The sequence below is a fragment of the Planomonospora parontospora genome, assembly GCA_014647935.1.
GTDB lineage: Bacteria > Actinomycetota > Actinomycetes > Streptosporangiales > Streptosporangiaceae > Planomonospora > Planomonospora parontospora.
Map to the genome: position 1 here is coordinate 389,446 of BMQD01000002.1, position 16,372 is coordinate 405,817.

The 16,372-nt window shown below is 74.4% G+C and carries 14 protein-coding genes; 9 read left to right on the top strand and 5 right to left on the bottom strand.

Translation table 11 applies throughout. From position 1 onward, the window contains the following. Positions 1-120 precede the first annotated feature (120 nt). Positions 121-1,377: an aminoglycoside phosphotransferase family protein gene (locus IEZ07_RS04825; RefSeq protein WP_191893656.1), complete on the top strand. Its 1,257-nt coding sequence runs from the start codon at positions 121-123 to the stop codon at positions 1,375-1,377. Between the two features lie 120 nt (positions 1,378-1,497). On the opposite strand, the gene secA2 is transcribed toward IEZ07_RS04825, so the two are convergent. Further along, complete coding sequence (gene secA2 / locus IEZ07_RS04830; protein WP_204054247.1) at positions 1,498-3,813, bottom strand: accessory Sec system translocase SecA2; 2,316 nt, start codon at positions 3,811-3,813, stop codon at positions 1,498-1,500. Between the two features lie 244 nt (positions 3,814-4,057). On the opposite strand from secA2, the gene IEZ07_RS04835 reads away from it, so the two are divergent. The 4 genes from IEZ07_RS04835 to IEZ07_RS04850 all read left to right on the top strand — a co-directional run bounded on the left by IEZ07_RS04835 (position 4,058) and on the right by IEZ07_RS04850 (position 7,643). Continuing rightward, complete coding sequence (locus IEZ07_RS04835) at positions 4,058-5,719, top strand: sensor histidine kinase (RefSeq protein WP_191893658.1); 1,662 nt, start codon at positions 4,058-4,060, stop codon at positions 5,717-5,719. A gap of 180 nt (positions 5,720-5,899) precedes the next feature. Further along, positions 5,900-6,394, top strand: a complete 495-nt coding sequence (locus IEZ07_RS04840; protein ID WP_191893659.1) for a hypothetical protein — start codon at positions 5,900-5,902, stop codon at positions 6,392-6,394. Positions 6,395-6,487: 93 nt separating this feature from the next. Further along, on the top strand, positions 6,488-6,850 hold the full coding sequence (locus IEZ07_RS04845) for a VOC family protein (protein WP_191893660.1): 363 nt from the start codon (positions 6,488-6,490) through the stop codon (positions 6,848-6,850). A 187-nt stretch (positions 6,851-7,037) separates the two neighbouring features. After that, the gene (locus IEZ07_RS04850; RefSeq protein ID WP_191893661.1) at positions 7,038-7,643 is read left to right on the top strand and encodes a response regulator transcription factor; all 606 of its coding nucleotides are present in this window, start codon (positions 7,038-7,040) and stop codon (positions 7,641-7,643) included. Here IEZ07_RS04850 and IEZ07_RS04855 read toward each other — a convergent pair. Then, positions 7,621-9,450, bottom strand: coding sequence for a sensor histidine kinase (locus tag IEZ07_RS04855; protein WP_191893662.1), 1,830 nt, complete (start codon positions 9,448-9,450; stop codon positions 7,621-7,623). The two genes, IEZ07_RS04850 and IEZ07_RS04855, sit on opposite strands and share 23 nt — an antisense overlap. Before the next feature lie 126 nt (positions 9,451-9,576). Here IEZ07_RS04855 and IEZ07_RS04860 point away from each other — a divergent pair, with 126 nt between their 5' ends. Next, positions 9,577-10,695, top strand: coding sequence for an epoxide hydrolase family protein (locus IEZ07_RS04860; RefSeq protein WP_191893663.1), 1,119 nt, complete (start codon positions 9,577-9,579; stop codon positions 10,693-10,695). A 35-nt stretch (positions 10,696-10,730) separates the two neighbouring features. On the opposite strand, the gene IEZ07_RS04865 is transcribed toward IEZ07_RS04860, so the two are convergent. Then, on the bottom strand, positions 10,731-11,300 hold the full coding sequence (locus tag IEZ07_RS04865; protein WP_191893664.1) for a CGNR zinc finger domain-containing protein: 570 nt from the start codon (positions 11,298-11,300) through the stop codon (positions 10,731-10,733). A gap of 71 nt (positions 11,301-11,371) precedes the next feature. On the opposite strand from IEZ07_RS04865, the gene IEZ07_RS04870 reads away from it, so the two are divergent. Both IEZ07_RS04870 and IEZ07_RS04875 read left to right on the top strand, forming a co-directional pair. Continuing rightward, on the top strand, positions 11,372-12,127 hold the full coding sequence (locus tag IEZ07_RS04870) for a class I SAM-dependent methyltransferase (protein WP_191893665.1): 756 nt from the start codon (positions 11,372-11,374) through the stop codon (positions 12,125-12,127). A 223-nt stretch (positions 12,128-12,350) separates the two neighbouring features. Next, complete coding sequence (locus tag IEZ07_RS04875) at positions 12,351-13,505, top strand: DMT family transporter (protein WP_301549303.1); 1,155 nt, start codon at positions 12,351-12,353, stop codon at positions 13,503-13,505. On the opposite strand, the gene IEZ07_RS04880 is transcribed toward IEZ07_RS04875, so the two are convergent. After that, entirely contained in the window at positions 13,495-14,814 is a 1,320-nt protein-coding gene (locus IEZ07_RS04880) for an FAD-dependent monooxygenase (protein WP_191893666.1), read from the bottom strand. The genes IEZ07_RS04875 and IEZ07_RS04880 overlap by 11 nt on opposite strands. Before the next feature lie 74 nt (positions 14,815-14,888). Between IEZ07_RS04880 and IEZ07_RS04885 the strand changes: the two genes are divergently transcribed. Next, the gene (locus IEZ07_RS04885) at positions 14,889-15,581 is read left to right on the top strand and encodes a TetR/AcrR family transcriptional regulator (RefSeq protein ID WP_204054240.1); all 693 of its coding nucleotides are present in this window, start codon (positions 14,889-14,891) and stop codon (positions 15,579-15,581) included. A 40-nt stretch (positions 15,582-15,621) separates the two neighbouring features. Here the strand turns inward: IEZ07_RS04885 and IEZ07_RS04890 are convergent, their stop codons facing one another. Continuing rightward, the gene (locus IEZ07_RS04890; protein WP_191893667.1) at positions 15,622-16,323 is read right to left on the bottom strand and encodes a GNAT family N-acetyltransferase; all 702 of its coding nucleotides are present in this window, start codon (positions 16,321-16,323) and stop codon (positions 15,622-15,624) included. Positions 16,324-16,372: the final 49 nt, after the last annotated feature.

Consider the following 16,372-nt stretch of genomic DNA (forward strand, 5'->3'; position numbering starts at 1 on the left):
GGCGGCCTCCGACCGGAGTACGGGGCGGCCTCCGACCGGAGTACGGGGGGGTGGGACCCGCGGGGTGCGGGACCGGATAACCGCTCGCGGCGGCGGGGCGCGGACGGTCAGACTGGCCCGATGGGAAGAGAGCGGGGCCGTACGGCCGGCGCGGTGGTGACGTCGGAGGGCGAGTGCCTGGGGAGCCTCGGGCCGTTCCCGGTGGCGACCCCCTGGTGGGCGGACGCCGGGCCGGTCGCCGACCACCTGACGGAGGTGCTCGGCGTGCCCGTCATGGTGCTGCGGCTGGTGGACGTGCGGGGCGGGGACGGTGCCAGGGACGGGCACGTGACCTACCACGCCGAGGCCTTCGGCCGCCCCCGCGGCGGACTGCTCGGCCCGCCGCCCGCCGGCGCGGCCGGGCTGCTGCGGCCCGCCGCCCGCCGGGCCGGGTGGGCCACCGCGTCCGGCCTCCGGGAGTCCCTGGAGTGGGCCCGGGAGGCGCTGCGCGCGGCGGGCCGCCCGGTGAGCGGACCCGTGCGGCAGGTGAAGACCTGGAACCTGTCGGGACTGTTCCGCATCCCCACCGCGCAGGGCCCGGTCTGGCTGAAGGAGACACCCGGCTTCGCGACGTGGGAGGCGGGCGCGATGGAGGCGCTCGCGGCGGTGGACCCGGAGATCGTCCCCGCCGTCGTGGCGTCCGACGCCCGCCGCCGCCGGGTGATCCTCGACCACCTGCCCGGCGAGGACTGCTGGGAGGCCCCGGCGGAGACCGTCCGCGCGATGACCGGGCGCTGGGCCGCGGCGCAGGCGGCGGTCGCGCGGCGCAGGGACGGGATCCCGGACGGCCTGCCGGACCGCACTCCCGGGGCCCTGGCGGAGCTGGCGCACGGGCTCCTGGACGGCGAGGCCGCGACCGGCCTGTCCGCCGCCGAGCTGTCGGCGGCGCGCCGGCTGGCCGACGGGCTGCCCGGGCTGGCCGCCGCGCTGGAGGAGTGCGGCCTGCCGCACTCCCTGGTGCACGCCGACTTCCATCCCGGCAACTGGCGGTCGGACGGGCGGCGCACGGCCGCCGTCGACTTCGCCGACTGCCATTTCGGCCACCCCGCGCTGGACGCGCTGCGGACGTGCGAGTTCCTGCCCGCCGGCCGCCGCCACGAGGTGACCGGCGCGTGGACCGCGGCCTGGTCGGCGCTGGTCCCCGGCTCCGACCCGGCCAGGGCGCTGGCCCTGGCGGGCCCCTTCGCGCGCCTGGCGTACGCGGTGCGCTACCAGGAGTTCCTGGACGGCATCGAGACGAGCGAGCGCGTCTACCACGAGGGCGATCCGGCGGCCGAGATCCGCGCGGCCCTGGCCGCCGCGGCCCCCCTCGACGGCGGCGGCCGGTCCGGCGGGTGACCTGGCGGGGACTGCCTGGTGGCGGGCGGTCCGGTGGGCGACCCGCCGGGGACGGTCCGGTGGGACGGGTGACCCGGCGGCGGGCGGCCCGGTGGGCGACCCGCCGGGGGCGGGCGGCCGTCAGCGGCGCCTGGACCCGCGGGCCAGCCGGCTGGTGATGCGCTCCAGCTCGGTGCCGAAGGGATTGTCCTGGACGAGGTAGGTCCAGGTGGCGGTGGGGCGCTTGAGGCCCGCGCCCTCCAGGTCGAGGCCGTCGGCGGTGATCTCGGCGGCCTCGAAGGCGGCGACCGAACGGGACTCCACCTCGGCCAGCATGCGCCGGTAGGCGCCGACGGCCTCCTTGTGGAACTCGTCGATCGGGTTGGCCCGGCCGAGGACGCGCAGGTGGATGCCCTCGCGGACCTCGCCGAGGTAGGCCAGGTGCTCGGCCCAGCAGCGGTCGAGGTGGAACAGCACGATCTGCCGGGCCGCCTCGTGCAGCACGTCCGCGGCCCCCTCGGCGCCGGGCCCCGCGCCGGTCCCGCCCTCGTCGGTCCCGCCCCCTCGGTCGGCCCCGGCCCCGTGCCCGCCCCCGTCGGCCCCGGCTCCGGTCCCGGTCCCGGTCCTCAGGCTCTCCAGCACCTCGGCCCAGCGCTCGGGGGCGGCCGCGGCCAGGGCCTCGGAGGCCGTACGGCCGCGCAGGACCTTGTCCCGCCGCTCCAGGACCTCCTCGCGCTGGCGCTCCAGCAGGCGCGTGTAGCGCCAGGTGTTGCGGTGGATCTCCATGTTGACGCCCTCGGCGACGCGCTGGGCGTGCGCGACGAGCCGCTGGGAGGGCACCCCGCCGGTGTACTCGTCGGCGACGTAGTGGGTGATCAGGTCGTCCTCGCCGCTGACGAAGAAGACCGAGCCGCCGGGGTCGCCCTGCCGGCCGGCGCGGCCGCGGAGCTGGTCGTCCAGGCGGCTGGCGGCGTGCCGTCCCGAGCCGATGACGTACAGCCCGCCCAGCGCGTCGACCCCCTCGCCGAGGCGGATGTCGGTGCCGCGCCCGGCCATCTGGGTGGAGACCGTGATCGAGCCGCGTTCCCCGGCCGCCGCGATGATCGAGGCCTCCTCGGCGTCGTTCTTGGCGTTGAGCACCACGCACTCCAGGCCGCGGCCGGCCAGGGTCAGCGCGAGCCGCTCGGACTCCGCCACGTCCAGGGTGCCGATGAGGACCGGCCTGCCGGTCGCATGCGCCTCGGCGATCTCGTCGGCCAGCGCCCGGTCCCGCTCCAGGGCGTGCTCGAACAGGCGGTCCGGCTCGTCGGCGCGGACCAGCGGCCGGTTGGGCGGGACGACGGCCACCTCGAGGCCGTAGAACTCGCGGAGCTGCTCGCCGACGGCCACGGCGGTGCCGGTCATCCCGCACTTGACGGGATAGCGGGTGATCAGCCCCTGGACGGTGATCGAGTCGAGGATCTCGCCGGTCTCGGAGGCGGGCAGCGCCTCCTTGGCCTCGACCGCCGCCTGCAGGCCGTCCGGCCAGCGCTGCAGCAGCGCCACCCGGCCCCGCGACGGGTTGATCAGATGGACCCGGCCGTCGCGGACGATGTAGTCGACGTCCTTGGTGAGCAGGGCGTGGGCGTGCAGCGCGAGGCTGACCTCGGCCAGGGTCCCGGGGGTGTCGTAGAGCTCGACGCCCAGGGCGTTCTCGACCGTGTCGATGCCCTTGGGGGTCAGATGGACGTTGCGGGCCTGGTCGTCGATCTCGTAGTGGTAGCCCTTGACGAGCTGCCGGACCAGCGCGGCCATCTCCGGCACCGCGTCGCCCGGATCGGCGGCCCCGGCCAGCACCAGCGGCACCCGGGCCTCGTCCACCAGCACCGAGTCGGCCTCGTCGACCAGCGCGACCTGCGGCTCGGGCACGACGAGCTCGGCGACATCGGTGCGGAGCCGGTCGCGCAGCACGTCGAAGCCGATCTCGCTGACCGAGCCGTAGGTCACGTCCCTGGCGTAGGCCTCGCGGCGCTCCTCGGGCGTGGAGTTCTGGTCGATCCAGCCGACCGTGACGCCCAGCGCGTCGTACAGCGGGCCCATCCACTCGGCGTCGCGCCTGGCCAGGTAGTCGTTGACCGAGATCACGTGGACCCGCCTGCCCTGCAGCGCGTATCCGGCGGCGGCCATCGCCCCGGAGAGGGTCTTGCCCTCGCCGGTGGCCATCTCCGCGACGTTGCCGGAGAGCAGGGCGAGCGTGCCGACGAGCTGCACGTCGTACGGGCGCAGCCCCAGCGACCGGTCGGCGGCCTCCCGGAGCAGGGCGCAGAAAGCGGCCGGGTCGTCCACCCGGGGCTCGGGCAGCTCCTCCACGGCCCGCAGGCGCTCCTCGTGGGCCCGGGAGGCCGCCACCGTCCGTTCGAAGGGGGTCAGGTCGATCGAACCGGGACGCTCCAGGAACCGCCTGACGAACTGCTTTATCGACGCCACGTTCCCTCCAACGCCCGCTCCCCGGATCGCGTTCCCCTCTGCCGGTGAGGCGTCGCGTCCGCCGCTGAGGCGCCGCGGAACCGGAGCGGATCCGGGCCGCCCGGCCGCCGGGCTCCGGGCCGGGTCCGGGGCCCCGTACCGGTATCTTGTCCCCGCTGTGAGTCCCGCTCCGCGCGGGGCAGTGGCACCGGGCCCTGCGCTCCGCGGGGCCGTACCGCCGGAAGGTGAGAGGGCGATGACCGCAGAGGAGAAGGCCGCACCGTCCCCCGCGAGGGCCCGGGCGGGCCGCTGGAGCGCGCAGGGATGGGTCAACGTCGTGCTCCTGGCCATGGCCTTCCTGCTCGCCGGGTCCGCGGTGACGGGGGCCACCGCCCTGCGCAACACCGCGCAGGTGTCCAACCGGCTGGTGGACCAGATCTCCCCGGCCCGGGTCGAGTCGGAGCGGCTGAAGACCGCTCTGCTGAACCAGGAGACCGGCGTCCGGGGCTTCGTCCTCACCGGCAGGGAGGAGTTCCTGGAGCCGTACACCGCCGGCCTGGAGGCCGAGCGGGAGTCGGTGGGCGAGATCAGGCGGCTCATCCGGCAGGGGCGGCCGCTGCGCGAGCTGGACGAGGTGGAGCGCCTCATCGGGCTGTGGCGGACCCGGCACGCCGAGCCGATGATCGAGCGGACCCGGGACGAGGGCGCGGAGAAGGTGAGCACGGCGCAGGTGGAGGCGAGCAGGCAGTCCTTCGAGACCGTGCGCGCCGCGCTGGACGCGCAGAACGCCGCCTGGACGCGGTCGCGGGACGACGCGCGCGCCAACCTGGGCGACGCGCGGCTGCTCCGCGACGCCGCCTTCCTCGGCATCCTCACGGTCCTGCTGTTCGCGATCATCGCGGTGGCGGTGCTGCTGCGCGTGGTGGTGTTCCGCCCGCTGGACCGGCTGAGCGCCGCCTCGCGCCGGGTCACCGGCGGTGACTTCGAGCACCACGTCGACACCGGCGGCCCGGCCGACATCGCGGCCCTGTCCCGCGACATGGAGGCGATGCGCGAGCGGATCGTGGCCGAGCTGGAGGAGAGCCGCCGGGCCCGGGGCCTGCTGGAGGAGCAGACCACCGAGCTGCGGCGCTCGAACGCCGAGCTGGAGCAGTTCGCCTACGTCGCCAGCCACGACCTGCAGGAGCCGCTGCGCAAGGTGGCCAGCTTCACCCAGATGCTGGAGCAGCGCTACGCCGAGCAGCTGGACGACCGGGCCAGGCAGTACATCGCCTTCGCGGTGGACGGCGCCAAGCGCATGCAGGTGCTCATCAACGAACTGCTCACTTTCTCCCGGGTGGGCCGGATCACCCGGGAGCCGGTGACGTTCGCCCTGGAGGAGACGATCGCCTCGGCGCTGCGCAACCTCACCGCGGCGGTGGAGGAGTCCGGGGGCGAGATCGAGCTCGGCCCCCTGCCCGAGGTGACCGGTGACCGGTCCCAGTTCGTGATGCTCTGGCAGAACCTGCTGGGCAACGCGCTGAAGTTCCGCCACCCCGACCGCGCGCCGGTGGTCCGGGTCGAGGCGCGGCGCGAGGACGGGGAGTGGCTGATCACCGTGACGGACAACGGCATCGGCATCGACGCCCGGTTCGCCGACAAGATCTTCATCATCTTCCAGCGGCTGCACAACCGGGACGCCTACGAGGGGACGGGCATCGGCCTGGCGATCTGCCGGAAGATCGTCGAGTACCACCGGGGGAGGATCTGGCTCGACACCGGATACACCGGGGGGACGCGCTTCGTCATCGCCCTCCCGGCGACCGGCGGGGAGCCGGATCCGGGGCCGTCCGGATCCGGGGAGGCCTCCGCCGAGCGGCAGGACCCGCCGGTCGCGGAGACGGCCGGGGACCGGGCCGCCGCCCGGGCGGACTCGTAGGGCCCCTGCGGTTCCCGCGGGCCGCCCGCGACCGGGAGCGCCGAGGTCCGGAGAATCCTGTGACGCGCTTCTCCGGTAGAAGGTTGTTCCGTTCCGGCATGGGATGAATCACGGGATCACCCCCTCTGTGCAGGGCGTTTCCCGTGCCAGGATGATCCCGATCCCACGATCGGAGAAGACGTGAACAAGACCTCGGCCGCCGCGGCCCTCGCCGCGGCCCTCCTGCTCGCCTCCGCGGCGCCCGCCCTGGCCGCCGCACCCGCCTCGGCCCCGGCGGCGTCCGCGCCGGCCGCCGAGCGGGAGTCCGGTCTGAAGACGGTGTACGGCTGGGCGAGGAAGTCCGGGAACTCCGCCATGATCGTCACCCCGCACCGGGTCAGGCGCTACGGCCACGGCGAGGGCGAGAACGGCGGCTGGTACATCGGCAGGCGGAAGGGCGCCCCCGTCCGGATCGACTACACCGAGGGGCTCGACTTCCGCCAGGTGAACAAGAAGTGCGGCAGGCCTCCGGCGGGTCACCCGTACGACACCCGCAGCAGGTACGAGCTGGGCACCAGGCGCTGCGACCCGATTCACCTGTACGACCGGCTCCGCAAGGGCAGGATCCCGGTGAAGGTCGTCTACGACCCGGCCGGCCCGATGGCGGTCAAGGTCCACGAGCTGGTCCTGCCGTAGGGCGGAGGTCCGCCGGCGGGCCCCGCCACAGGACGACGAAAGTCCCGGCCGTACCTGACACGAGCTGACAGGTACGGCCGCCACGATGGCCTCATGACCACGAAAGCCAAGTTCCTCGCCGTGAACCTCGACTGCGCCGAGCCCAAGCGGCTCGCCGACTTCTACGCCGCCGTGTTCGGCTACGAGATCCAGTACGCCGAGGACGAGTACGCCGGCATCGGCGACGGCACCATGACGATCTACTTCCAGAAGAACACCGAGCGCAGGCCCGCCGCCTGGCCCGGCCCGGACAAGCAGTTCCACCTGGACGTGCGCGTCCCGGACGTGGACCGGGCGGTCGCGGAGTACGTGGAGCTCGGCGCGAGCAGGCCGGACTTCCAGCCCGGCGGGGAGAACTGGACGGTGCTCGCCGACCCCGAGGGGCACCTGTTCTGCGTCTGCCCGGCCCGCGACTGACCAGGCCGGGCCCGGTCCGTGACCTGGGGGCCGGTCACGGACCGGGCCCGCCGTTCCACGGCGTCACCCTGGGCCGCCCGGGGAGTCGCCGGACGGTGGACGTGATCCGGTCGGCCGCTACGGGACCGTAGGTCGATAGGCTGCGGCGGGTGCGGCTGCCGAGTGCGATCTGAGCGGTGAGGTGCGGATGATCCGGGTGCTCATCGCGGAGGACATGCGGATCCTGCGTGAGGCGCTGTGCGGCCTGCTGGAGCTGGAGAGCGACATGGCGGTCGTGGCCGCGGTCGGGTCCGGTGACCGCATCGTCCCCGCCGCGCTGGAGCACCGGCCGGACGTCGCCGTGATCGACATCGAGCTGCCCGGGGTGGACGGCCTCCAGGCGGCGGCGGAGCTGCGCGACAGGCTCCCGGAGTGCAGGACGTTGATCCTGACCGCGGTGGGACGGCCGGGGAACCTGCGCCGGGGGATCGCCGCTCAGGTGGCGGGCTTCATGGTGAAGGACTCCCGGCCGCAGGATCTGACCGACGCGATCCGTACCGTGGCCGCGGGCGGGCGGGTGATCGACCCGCAGCTCGCCTACGCGGCGCTGGACGTGGCGGGCAGCCCGCTGACCGCTCGGGAGGCCGACGTGCTGCGCCTGACCGCGTCCGGTGCGACACCGCGCGAGGTGTCCGCGCAGCTCCACCTGAGCTACGGCACCGTACGGAACTATCTCGCCTCGGCGGTGATCAAGCTGGGAGCGCGCAACCGGGTGGACGCGATCCGCATCGCTACTGCGGCAGGCTGGCTGTGAGCGTGAACGTGCCGTCGCGCTGACCGGTGTCCAGCCGCCCGCCCGCCCGGGTGATGCGCTCGGTGAGGCCGGCCAGCCCGGTCCCCCGGCGTTCCGGTGCGGTCGTCGGCCCGGTTCCCGGGCCTTGCGGTACGGCCGGTGCGAGGCCGTCGTTGGTGACGCGCAGCCGCACCCCGCCGGGGATCGAGACAACGGAGATGTGGCAGGTGCGCGCGGCGGAGTGGCGGATGACGTTGGTCACCGCCTCGCGGAGGGCGACGGCCAGGAGCGGGGCGCCAGGGGGCGGTCCGGACGTCGAGACGGTGACGTGCAGGCCCGCGGCCTCCAGGATCGAGCGGGCGGCCGCGATCTCCTCCGGCAGGGAGAGCTCGGTGGTGAGGGAGCGGACCTCGTCGCGGGCGCGCTCGGCCAGGACGAGCAGTTCGGAGAGTTCGCGCCGGGCGCGATCGGGGTCCGTCGGCAGCAGGCGGGCGGCGAGTTCGGCTTTGAGGCTGATCCCCGACAGGCTCATGCCGAGCAGATCGTGGAGGTCGCGGGCCAGGCGCAGGCGTTCGGTGACGGCCGCGACACGGGCCACGTCGCCGCTGGTCTCCTCGAGCTCGCGGGTCACTTCGGGGATGCGGCACAGGGCGTACACCTGGATGGTGATGACGATGACGCCCGCGTTCCAGTAGACGTAGTCGCCGGCACCGGTCCAGTGCCGGTCGGAGACGAGAGCCGGCATGAGGGCGAAGAGCGGGGGGATCGCCCATGCCCAGAGGCGGCGCAGCCGGACGACGGCGGCGCCGGCCACGGGAAGGAGCGGGGCCAGGACGGACTGCGGCGACCAGAACGGGATCGCCGTGGCGACGACCACGACGAGCCCGTGCAGGGTGAGGGTCCACGGCCAGGCCCGCGGCTCGGGGCCGGGCGCGCGGGGAGCCCCGTGGTACAGCTGCAGCCCCACCGAGGCCGCCGTCAACGAGCCGGCCAGCGCCCAGACGCCCGCCTCCGTCCGGGGCTCCAGGGCGAGGCTGATCACGGTGATGGCCGAGTGGTCGGCCAGCATGAGGACCAGGAACCACCAGGCGAGGCGGGGCCGGATCCGCGCCGTCCGGTCGGCGTCCGGCGCCGGCGGTACGGCCGGCACCACCACGCGCTGGGCGTCGGCGATCATGCGTGCGGCGGCCAGCGCCGTACGGCCGAGGTCGGCCACGCGGGCCAGCCGCTCCGTGGTCGGCGCGGTCAGGCCGTCGCGGATCAGCTGGATGATCCTGGACAGTTCGGTTCCGAGCGTGCCGTGCAGCCGGGCCGCGCTCTCCAGCCGCTCCCGCTCGGCGGCGAGCGCGGCGAGTCGTTCGCGCTGCCCGGTCGCCTGGTCGAGCCGTCTGGCCAGGTGAGTGACGGCGAACATGCCGAGACCGGTGTTGAGGACGACGATCGCGATGCCCGCCACGGAGAGCGGATCGGAGCCGCGGTAGGCGTCGATGGCGGTGTCGGCGGCCGCGGTGAGCGCGAACAGCGGCCAGGACAGCGGGGCGGGTACGGTCAGCAGGATCGCCGCGCCCAGGAATCCGGAGAGGGGCCCCCACGCTCTCCCGAGCGCGAGGTACGGCGCGAAGACCAGGAACGCCTGGGCCGCCAGCAGGAGGTGCGGCCGCCACGGCCGCATGACGATCACCACGTGGAGGGCCGCGACCGCCGCGATGGCGGCGACACCGAGCGCGGTGTCCCGGGCGGGGAGGGGCTCGCGCAGGAAGTCCCCCGCACGGGCGACGGCGAGGGCGCACACCATGGCGAGGACGAGCGTCCAGCCGAACCTGCTCATCCAGCCTCCGATCACCTGCGGAACCCATGATTATGTGCATTTTGCAGGTTGGTGTCATGCGATGGGCAGATGGACCGGTGCGTCAGGCACTGCCGTCATGCCGGCCCGAGCCCGGATCGTGGAGGCATGGCAGAGGACATCAGGCCGTTCCGGATCGCGATCCCGGAAGCCGCCGTCAACGATCTACGCGACCGCCTGGCCCGCACCCGCTGGACCGATGAACCGCCGCCCGCGGGGCCGACCGACCGGCCGGCGTCCGGCCCCGTGCGGCCGGACCGGTGGTACGGCGTGCCGTCGGCGTACGTGCGGGACCTCGCCGAGCGCTGGCGCGACTCCTTCGACTGGCGGGCGCAGGAGGCGAGACTGAACTCCTATCCGCAGTTCACGACCGTCATCGACGGCCAGACCGTCCACTTCGTGCACGTGCGCTCGGCCGACCCCGCGGCGACGCCGCTCATCCTCACGCACGGCTGGCCCAGCACCTTCGTGGAGTACCTGGACCTGGTCGAGCCGCTGTCACGCGATTTCCACCTGGTGATCCCGTCCATCCCCGGGTCCGGCTTCTCCGGGCGCACCCGCGGGAAGGGCTGGGGCGCCGTGCGCGTCGCCCGGGCCTGGGCCGAGCTGATGCGGCGGCTCGGCTACGACCGGTACGGCGCGCACGGGAACGACGCGGGATCGATCATCTCGCCGGTGCTCGGCCGGATCGATCCCGAACACGTGATCGCCGTGCACGTCAACCAGATCTTCCCCTCCGGTGACCCCGCCGAGTCGCAGGGCCCTCCTCCAGAGGACACGGGGTACCAGGACCTCCCGCACTCCTTCACCGGCCCTGCCGTCCACGACGGGGCTCGGCAGGAGCGACCGCGGGTCCTCCGCCACGGGCCGGCCGACTCGCCGGCCGGTCAGCTCGCCTGGATCTGCCGGTCGCTGGCCGGTGTGGACCCGGACGTGGTGCTGACCAACGCCTCGATCTACTGGTTCACCGGCACCGCGGCGTCCGCGGCCCGCTTCCACCACGAGAACGGCCGCGCCTCGGCGTATCCGAACCCGACCACGTTCCCGATCGGCCTGGCGAGCTTCGCCCACGACTTCCGCCCGGTCCGGAGACTCGCCGAGCGAGACCACCGGTACATCGTGTCCTGGCACGAGTTCGACCGCGGCGGCCGCTGGGCCGCGCACGACGCCCCGGACCTGCTCGGCGAGGACATCCGCCGCTTCTTCACCTGCCTGTCCGGCAGATGAGCGGGGAACCGCGGCGGCGCGCCCTCACGGGTCCCTCACGGGGTCCTGCCCCTGGCGCGGAAGGCGGCCGTCTTGACGCGGTTCTGGCAGGCGGTGCCGCAGAAGCGGCGGGTGCCGTTGCGGGAGACGTCCACGTAGACCCGGTCGCAGTGCGGTGCGGTGCACACGCCGAGGCGGTCGTGGAACTCGCTGCCCAGCACGATCGCCAGCCCGGTGGCGCAGCTCGCCGCCCAGTCCTCGGCGGCGGTGCCCCCGGTGCCGTGGAAGTGCAGGTGCCACGGCTCCCCGTCGTGCCGCTGGAGCAGCGGCCGGGCGCGGGTCTCCTCCAGCAGGGCGTTGACCCGCAGGGCCGCCTCGTCGACGTCCTCCGCCGCGACGGCGTCGAAGACGGCGCGCAGGCGTGCCGCGACCCCGGCGAGTTCGCGGGCCTCCTCCGCGGTGACCTTCCGGTGGCCGGGGTAGCCGGCGCGCAGACCCTCGGTGGCGGCGGCGGCCAGGTCGTGCGGGGGAGGGAGGTTGCGGCCCCGTCTCTCTCCGGGGGTCAGTTCGTTGACCAGACCCACCGCCACCCGGACGATCGCGTCAGCGTGACTGTTGAAATCCACTTGACCAGTTACCTCTCCGGGTCTAGCTTGTAACTGTCACCAGCTTAGACGACAGTTACAAGGAGGCGATTGTGCTCACCCACGATGCCGCACTCGAATGGATCTCGCGCTGGGACCGCCAGCAGGAGGGCTACCTGCCCGACCGGGAGGAGCGCTTCACCGCGCTGATCGACGCCGTCGAGGCGCTGGGCCGTCCCGACCCGCTGGTCGTCGACCTCGGCTGCGGGCCGGGTTCGCTGTCGGCTCGCCTCCTGGACCGGCTGCCCGGGGCGACGGTGGTCTCGGTCGACGCGGACCCGCTGCTGCTCGGCCTCGGCCGGGCCGCCTATCCCCGGCTCAGGTTCGTCTCCGCGGACCTGCGCACCCCCGGCTGGAGCGGCTCCCTGGGCCTGGACCGGCCCGCCGACGCCGCGGTGAGCACCACGGCGCTGCACTGGATCTCCGCGGCGGACCTGCCGAAGATGTACGGCGAGCTGGCGACCGTGCTGCGTCCGGGCGGGCTCCTGCTCAACGGCGACCACCTGGAGACCGACGACGCCACCCCGGCCCTCGCCCGCCTCGAGCGCACCCTGCACGAGCGGGAGGCCGAGCGCAGGTTCGCCGGCCGGCGGCCCGAGAACTGGCGCCAGTGGTGGGACGGGGTCACCGCCGACCCCGCCTTCGCCGAGCTCCACGCGGCGCGCACCACGGCAGGCGCCGACCACCATGGTTCGGAGTCCCCGCTGCTCTCCCAGCACGTCGAGGCCCTCCGCGACGCGGGCTTCACCGAGGTCGGCTGCCTCTGGCAGCGCGGTCACGACCGGCTCCTCTGCGCCGTCCGAGGCTGACGGCTCCTCTGCGCCGTCCGAGGTTGACCCGGCCGGTCCCGGCGGCGCCGCCAGGACCGGCCGGAAGGCCGCCGGGACCGACGGAAGGCCTCCGGGAAGGCGGCGAAGACGGTCGATCGGACTTGAGGAGGCCCTTACCAGGCCGTCGAGAGCCCTAAGCTGGATGGATGACCCGAGTATCGCTTTTTTACCCATGCGCGGCTTCCCCCGAGGGCGGGTGGCGATGACCTGGGTCGGGATCTCGATCGCTCTCGTCGGCGCGCTCGGCTACGCCCTGGGCGCCGCGCTCCAGCAGTTCGAGGCGGTCACGGAGGGCGCCTCGCTCAAGCTGATGAGGCGCCCCCGCTGGTGGCTGGGCGGCGTCATCGGATTCACCGGTGCGTCCCTGCACGCGGTGGCGCTGAGCTTCGCGCCGCTGGTCGCGGTGCAGCCGATCAGCGTGGCGACGTTGGTGTTCGCGGTGCCGCTCGCGGCGATGCTGCACGGCAGGAAGGCCCATCGGGCGGAGATCGTCGGCTCGGCCGCGGTGGCGGTCGGGCTGCTGGGCCTGCTGCTGCTGGTGCCCTCGCACGCGGTGACGCCGCACATGACGGGCCGGGAGGCGTTCGGTTTCCTCGGCTGCGTCGGGCTGGTCGTGCTGGTGACCCATCTGGCCGGGCGGAGGGCGCGCGGCCCGGCCAAGGCGCTGGTGCTCTCGGTCGCCGCGGGCGCGGTGACGGCCAGCGTCTCCACCTTCGTCCGGGTGGTGGGCGGGAACTTCGGCGGTGAGTGGGCCAACCTGCTCAGCTGGTTCACCCTCGCCGTCCCGGTGCTGCTCATCTGCGCGGTCGTGCTGCTGCAGAAGTCCTACGAGGTGGGCTACTTCGGCATCGCCTACGCGGGCGTGCAGGTGGTCGACCCGATCACCTCGATCCTCGCCGGAGCGCTCCTGCTGGACGAGGCGATGCCCTCCGGCTGGTCGAACGTGCTCCCGGCGCTCCTGGCCGGCGCGCTGATGGTCTGGGGGACGCTCACCCTCGGGCGGCTCGCCCCCGACCACAAGGCCTCAGACCACAAGGCCTCAGACCACAAGGCCTCAGACCACAAGGCCTCAGACCACAAGGCCTCAGACCACAAGGCCTCAGACCACAAGGCCTCCGAGCGCGGGACCTCCGGCCACACGGCTTCGGACCGGTACGGCGCCGGCCACGAGAGCCTCGACCGCAAGACCTCCGGCCGTAAGGCCCCGGCGCTCTCCCCGGGAGCCGTCCCCGCCGTCTTCCCGGAGTCCTCCGCGGATTCCGCTCCGGCCCGCGCGGCGGAGACCGAGCCGGTCCCGGGGTCCGCCCCCGCCCCCGCCCCCGCCCCCGCCTCCGGGAGCGTCCAGGTCACGCCGTAGGAGGGCGCCAGCCGAAGATGTCGTCCGCCGCGCCGGCGGCCTGGCCCGGTGCGAGCCGCGCGGCGAGCAGCATCGCCGTGTCGCGCAGCCGTACGGTGAGCGGATTGCGGATCTTGGTGGCTCGGCAGATCGCGGCGGAGCGGGCGACGATCTTCGAGGTCCGCTCCAGGCGGGCGGCGGTGTAGGCGCCCAGCCGGGAGGCGACGTCGGGTGCGGCGCCCTCCCCGGACCCGGCGACGTGGGCCAGCACCACCGCGTCCTCGATCGCCTGGCAGGCGCCCTGACCCAGGTTGGGCGTCATGGCGTGCGCCGCGTCCCCCAGCAGCGCCACCCTGCCCCGGTGCATCGCGGGCAGCGGGGTCGCCAGGTAGTGGACGTCGTTGCGGAGCACGTCCTGCGGCGAGGCCGCGGCGAGCAGCGCCGGGATCGGGGCGTGCCAGTCACCGAACAGCCGCCGCAGCTCCGGGAGCTCGCCGTCATCCCCGCGGCCCGCGCCGTTGCCACCCGCACCGTTCCCGCCACCCGCGGGCACGGTGTCGGTGGCGTAGCAGTAGGTCGTTCCGCCGGCCAGCGGCATGATCCCGAAGACCCGGCCGGCGCCCCAGCTCTCCGATGCCTGACCGGGCACGCCCTCGGCGGGGACGAGCACCCGCCAGCTCGTGGTCCCGGAGTAGCGCGGGCCGGGGTGGCCGGGGAACAGCGCCGCCCGGACGGGGGAGTGGATGCCGTCGGCGGCCACCACCAGCTCGGCCTCCAGGACGGTCTCCCGCCCGCCGCCCGCGCCGCCTGCCTCCAGGACGGTCTCCGCCCCGCCGCCTGCGCCGCCGCTCCTGAGACGGGGCCCGGTGCCGGCGGCGCGGGCGGCGCGCGGGTCCGGAGCCGCAGTCTCGGCCGTGACGGCGGTCACCGCGCCGGTCTCCGGGTCCACGCCGGTGACCGTGGTGTCCAGCCGTACGGTGCCGGGGGCCAGCCGCGCGACGAGCGCGTCGACCAGTTGCGCGCGGCGCAGCAGGACCACAGAGTCGCCGTACTGCGCGGTCACGGCCTCCGCGCTGGTCCTCACCAGCCAGCGGCCGCCCGCGCTGCGCACTCCGCCGTCGCCCTGGACGGCGGAGAGCCCGCGGATCTCGTCGCCGACGCCGATCGTGTCCAGCGCCCTCAACGCGTTGGCCGCGACGGCCAGCCCGGAGCCGACCGGCTCCAGGGACGCCGCCCGCTCCAGCACCGTGACGTCCCAGCCGTGCCGCTGGAGCGCCACCGCCGCGGTCAGTCCGCCGATTCCCGCCCCGACCACCACTGCGCGCGCCATGTCCATCTCCTTCACTACGGATGTAGTGAACAGTACTACCCCTGTAGTCCAACTACAAATGTAGTATCCCGTGGGTGAAGTCCCAACGCGCTGAACTGGTCGCGGAGACCGCCATCACCCTGCTGGCCGAGCGTGGGATGCGCGGGCTGACCCACCGGGCGGTCGACGAGGCGGCCGGCCTGCCGCCCGGTTCCACGTCCAACCTGGCGCGCACCCGCTCGGCCCTGCTGGAACTGGCCCTCGCCCGGCTCACCGAACTGGAGGTGGAGCTCTTCTCGTCGTTCATGGCGGGGGCCGTGGGCGAGCCGCCGGTTCCGGGAGGCCCGGGCCTGTCGGCCGGGTCCGGTGGTCCGGGGGATCGGGGAGGCCTGCCGGGCGGGGGCGGTGGAGAGCCCGGGAACGGCGGGGACGCCCTGGACGCGCTCGCGGAGATGACGGCCCGGGTGCTGTGGGCGCAGCTCACCGTCGACCGCCGCCGTACGGTGGCCCGCTACGAGCTGGCCCTGGAGGCGACCCGCCGCCCCGAGCTCCGGGCGATCTACGACCGGGCGGGGGGCCGGTTCCGGGAACCGGCCGTCGCCCTGCTCGCCGCCGCGGGCTCCCCCGATCCGGTACGGCACGGCCGCCAGCTGGTCGTCTTCGGGGAGGGCGTGATGTTCGACGCCATCGTCGGGGCCGGGGCCGAGCCCACCCTCGGCGATCTCCGCCGCGGCGTGCGGGAGCTGCTCGCGGGCATGCTGTCCGGCGGCTCCGTGTCGCGCGCCTGAGGAACGCCGGAGGAACGCCGACCGGTTCCGCGCCGGATGCCTAGGAGGCGCCGACCGGCGCCCCGGCGGTGAGCCCGGAGGCGTCGGGCCCGGAAGCGCCGGGCCCGGAGGTGTGGGGGTCGGAGGTGCGGGCGGGGCGGGCGGTCTCGGGGCCGGTGGCCGGGCGGGCGGTCAGCCGGGCGCGGTGGGCGGGCCACTCGTGGTCGAGCACGCTGAAGTAGACCGTGTCGCGCCAGGTGCCGTCGGGGCGGCGGCGGTGGCGGCGCAGGGTGCCCTCGTAGGCGCAGCCGAGGCGCCGGATGGCGGCCTGGGAGCGGGTGTTGAGGTGGTCGGTCTTCAGCTGGACCCGGTTGAACCCGAGTGCGCCGAGGGCGTGGTCGATCAGGAGGACCTTGCACTCCGTGTTCACCGCGGTGCGCCAGACCGCCCTGCCGTACCAGGTCCAGCCGATCTCGACGCTGTGGTCGAATCCCGGCACGTCGATGTAGGAGGTCCAGCCGGTCGCCCGGCCGGTCTCCCGGAGGACCACCGCGAACGGCACGTGCCGGTCGTCCTCGATGAGGTGGCGCGCGATCGCCGCCAGCTCCGCCTCGGTCCCCGGCACGGGGACCCCCAGCCAGCGCCAGACCTCCGGGTCGCCGCCCCCCGCGGCGAAGAGGTCGGGAAGGTGGGCGGGGGTCAGCGGTTCCAGCCGTACGGCGGTGCCTTCGAGGGTGACGGGAGAGGGCATGGTCGCGGTCATGCGGACGACCCTAGAAGGGGGAAGCGGCCGGCCTTAAGGTCCACTTGGT

Coding starts and splice junctions, on each gene's coding strand:
- IEZ07_RS04825 (WP_191893656.1), top strand. CDS start 121: ATGGGAAGAGAGCGGGGCCGTACGGCCGGCGCGGTGGTGACGTCGGAG.
- IEZ07_RS04835 (WP_191893658.1), top strand. CDS start 4,058: ATGACCGCAGAGGAGAAGGCCGCACCGTCCCCCGCGAGGGCCCGGGCG.
- IEZ07_RS04845 (WP_191893660.1), top strand. CDS start 6,488: ATGACCACGAAAGCCAAGTTCCTCGCCGTGAACCTCGACTGCGCCGAG.
- IEZ07_RS04850 (WP_191893661.1), top strand. CDS start 7,038: ATGATCCGGGTGCTCATCGCGGAGGACATGCGGATCCTGCGTGAGGCG.
- IEZ07_RS04855 (WP_191893662.1), bottom strand. CDS start 9,450: ATGAGCAGGTTCGGCTGGACGCTCGTCCTCGCCATGGTGTGCGCCCTC.
- IEZ07_RS04860 (WP_191893663.1), top strand. CDS start 9,577: ATGGCAGAGGACATCAGGCCGTTCCGGATCGCGATCCCGGAAGCCGCC.
- IEZ07_RS04875 (WP_301549303.1), top strand. CDS start 12,351: ATGACCTGGGTCGGGATCTCGATCGCTCTCGTCGGCGCGCTCGGCTAC.
- IEZ07_RS04880 (WP_191893666.1), bottom strand. CDS start 14,814: ATGGCGCGCGCAGTGGTGGTCGGGGCGGGAATCGGCGGACTGACCGCG.
- IEZ07_RS04890 (WP_191893667.1), bottom strand. CDS start 16,323: ATGACCGCGACCATGCCCTCTCCCGTCACCCTCGAAGGCACCGCCGTA.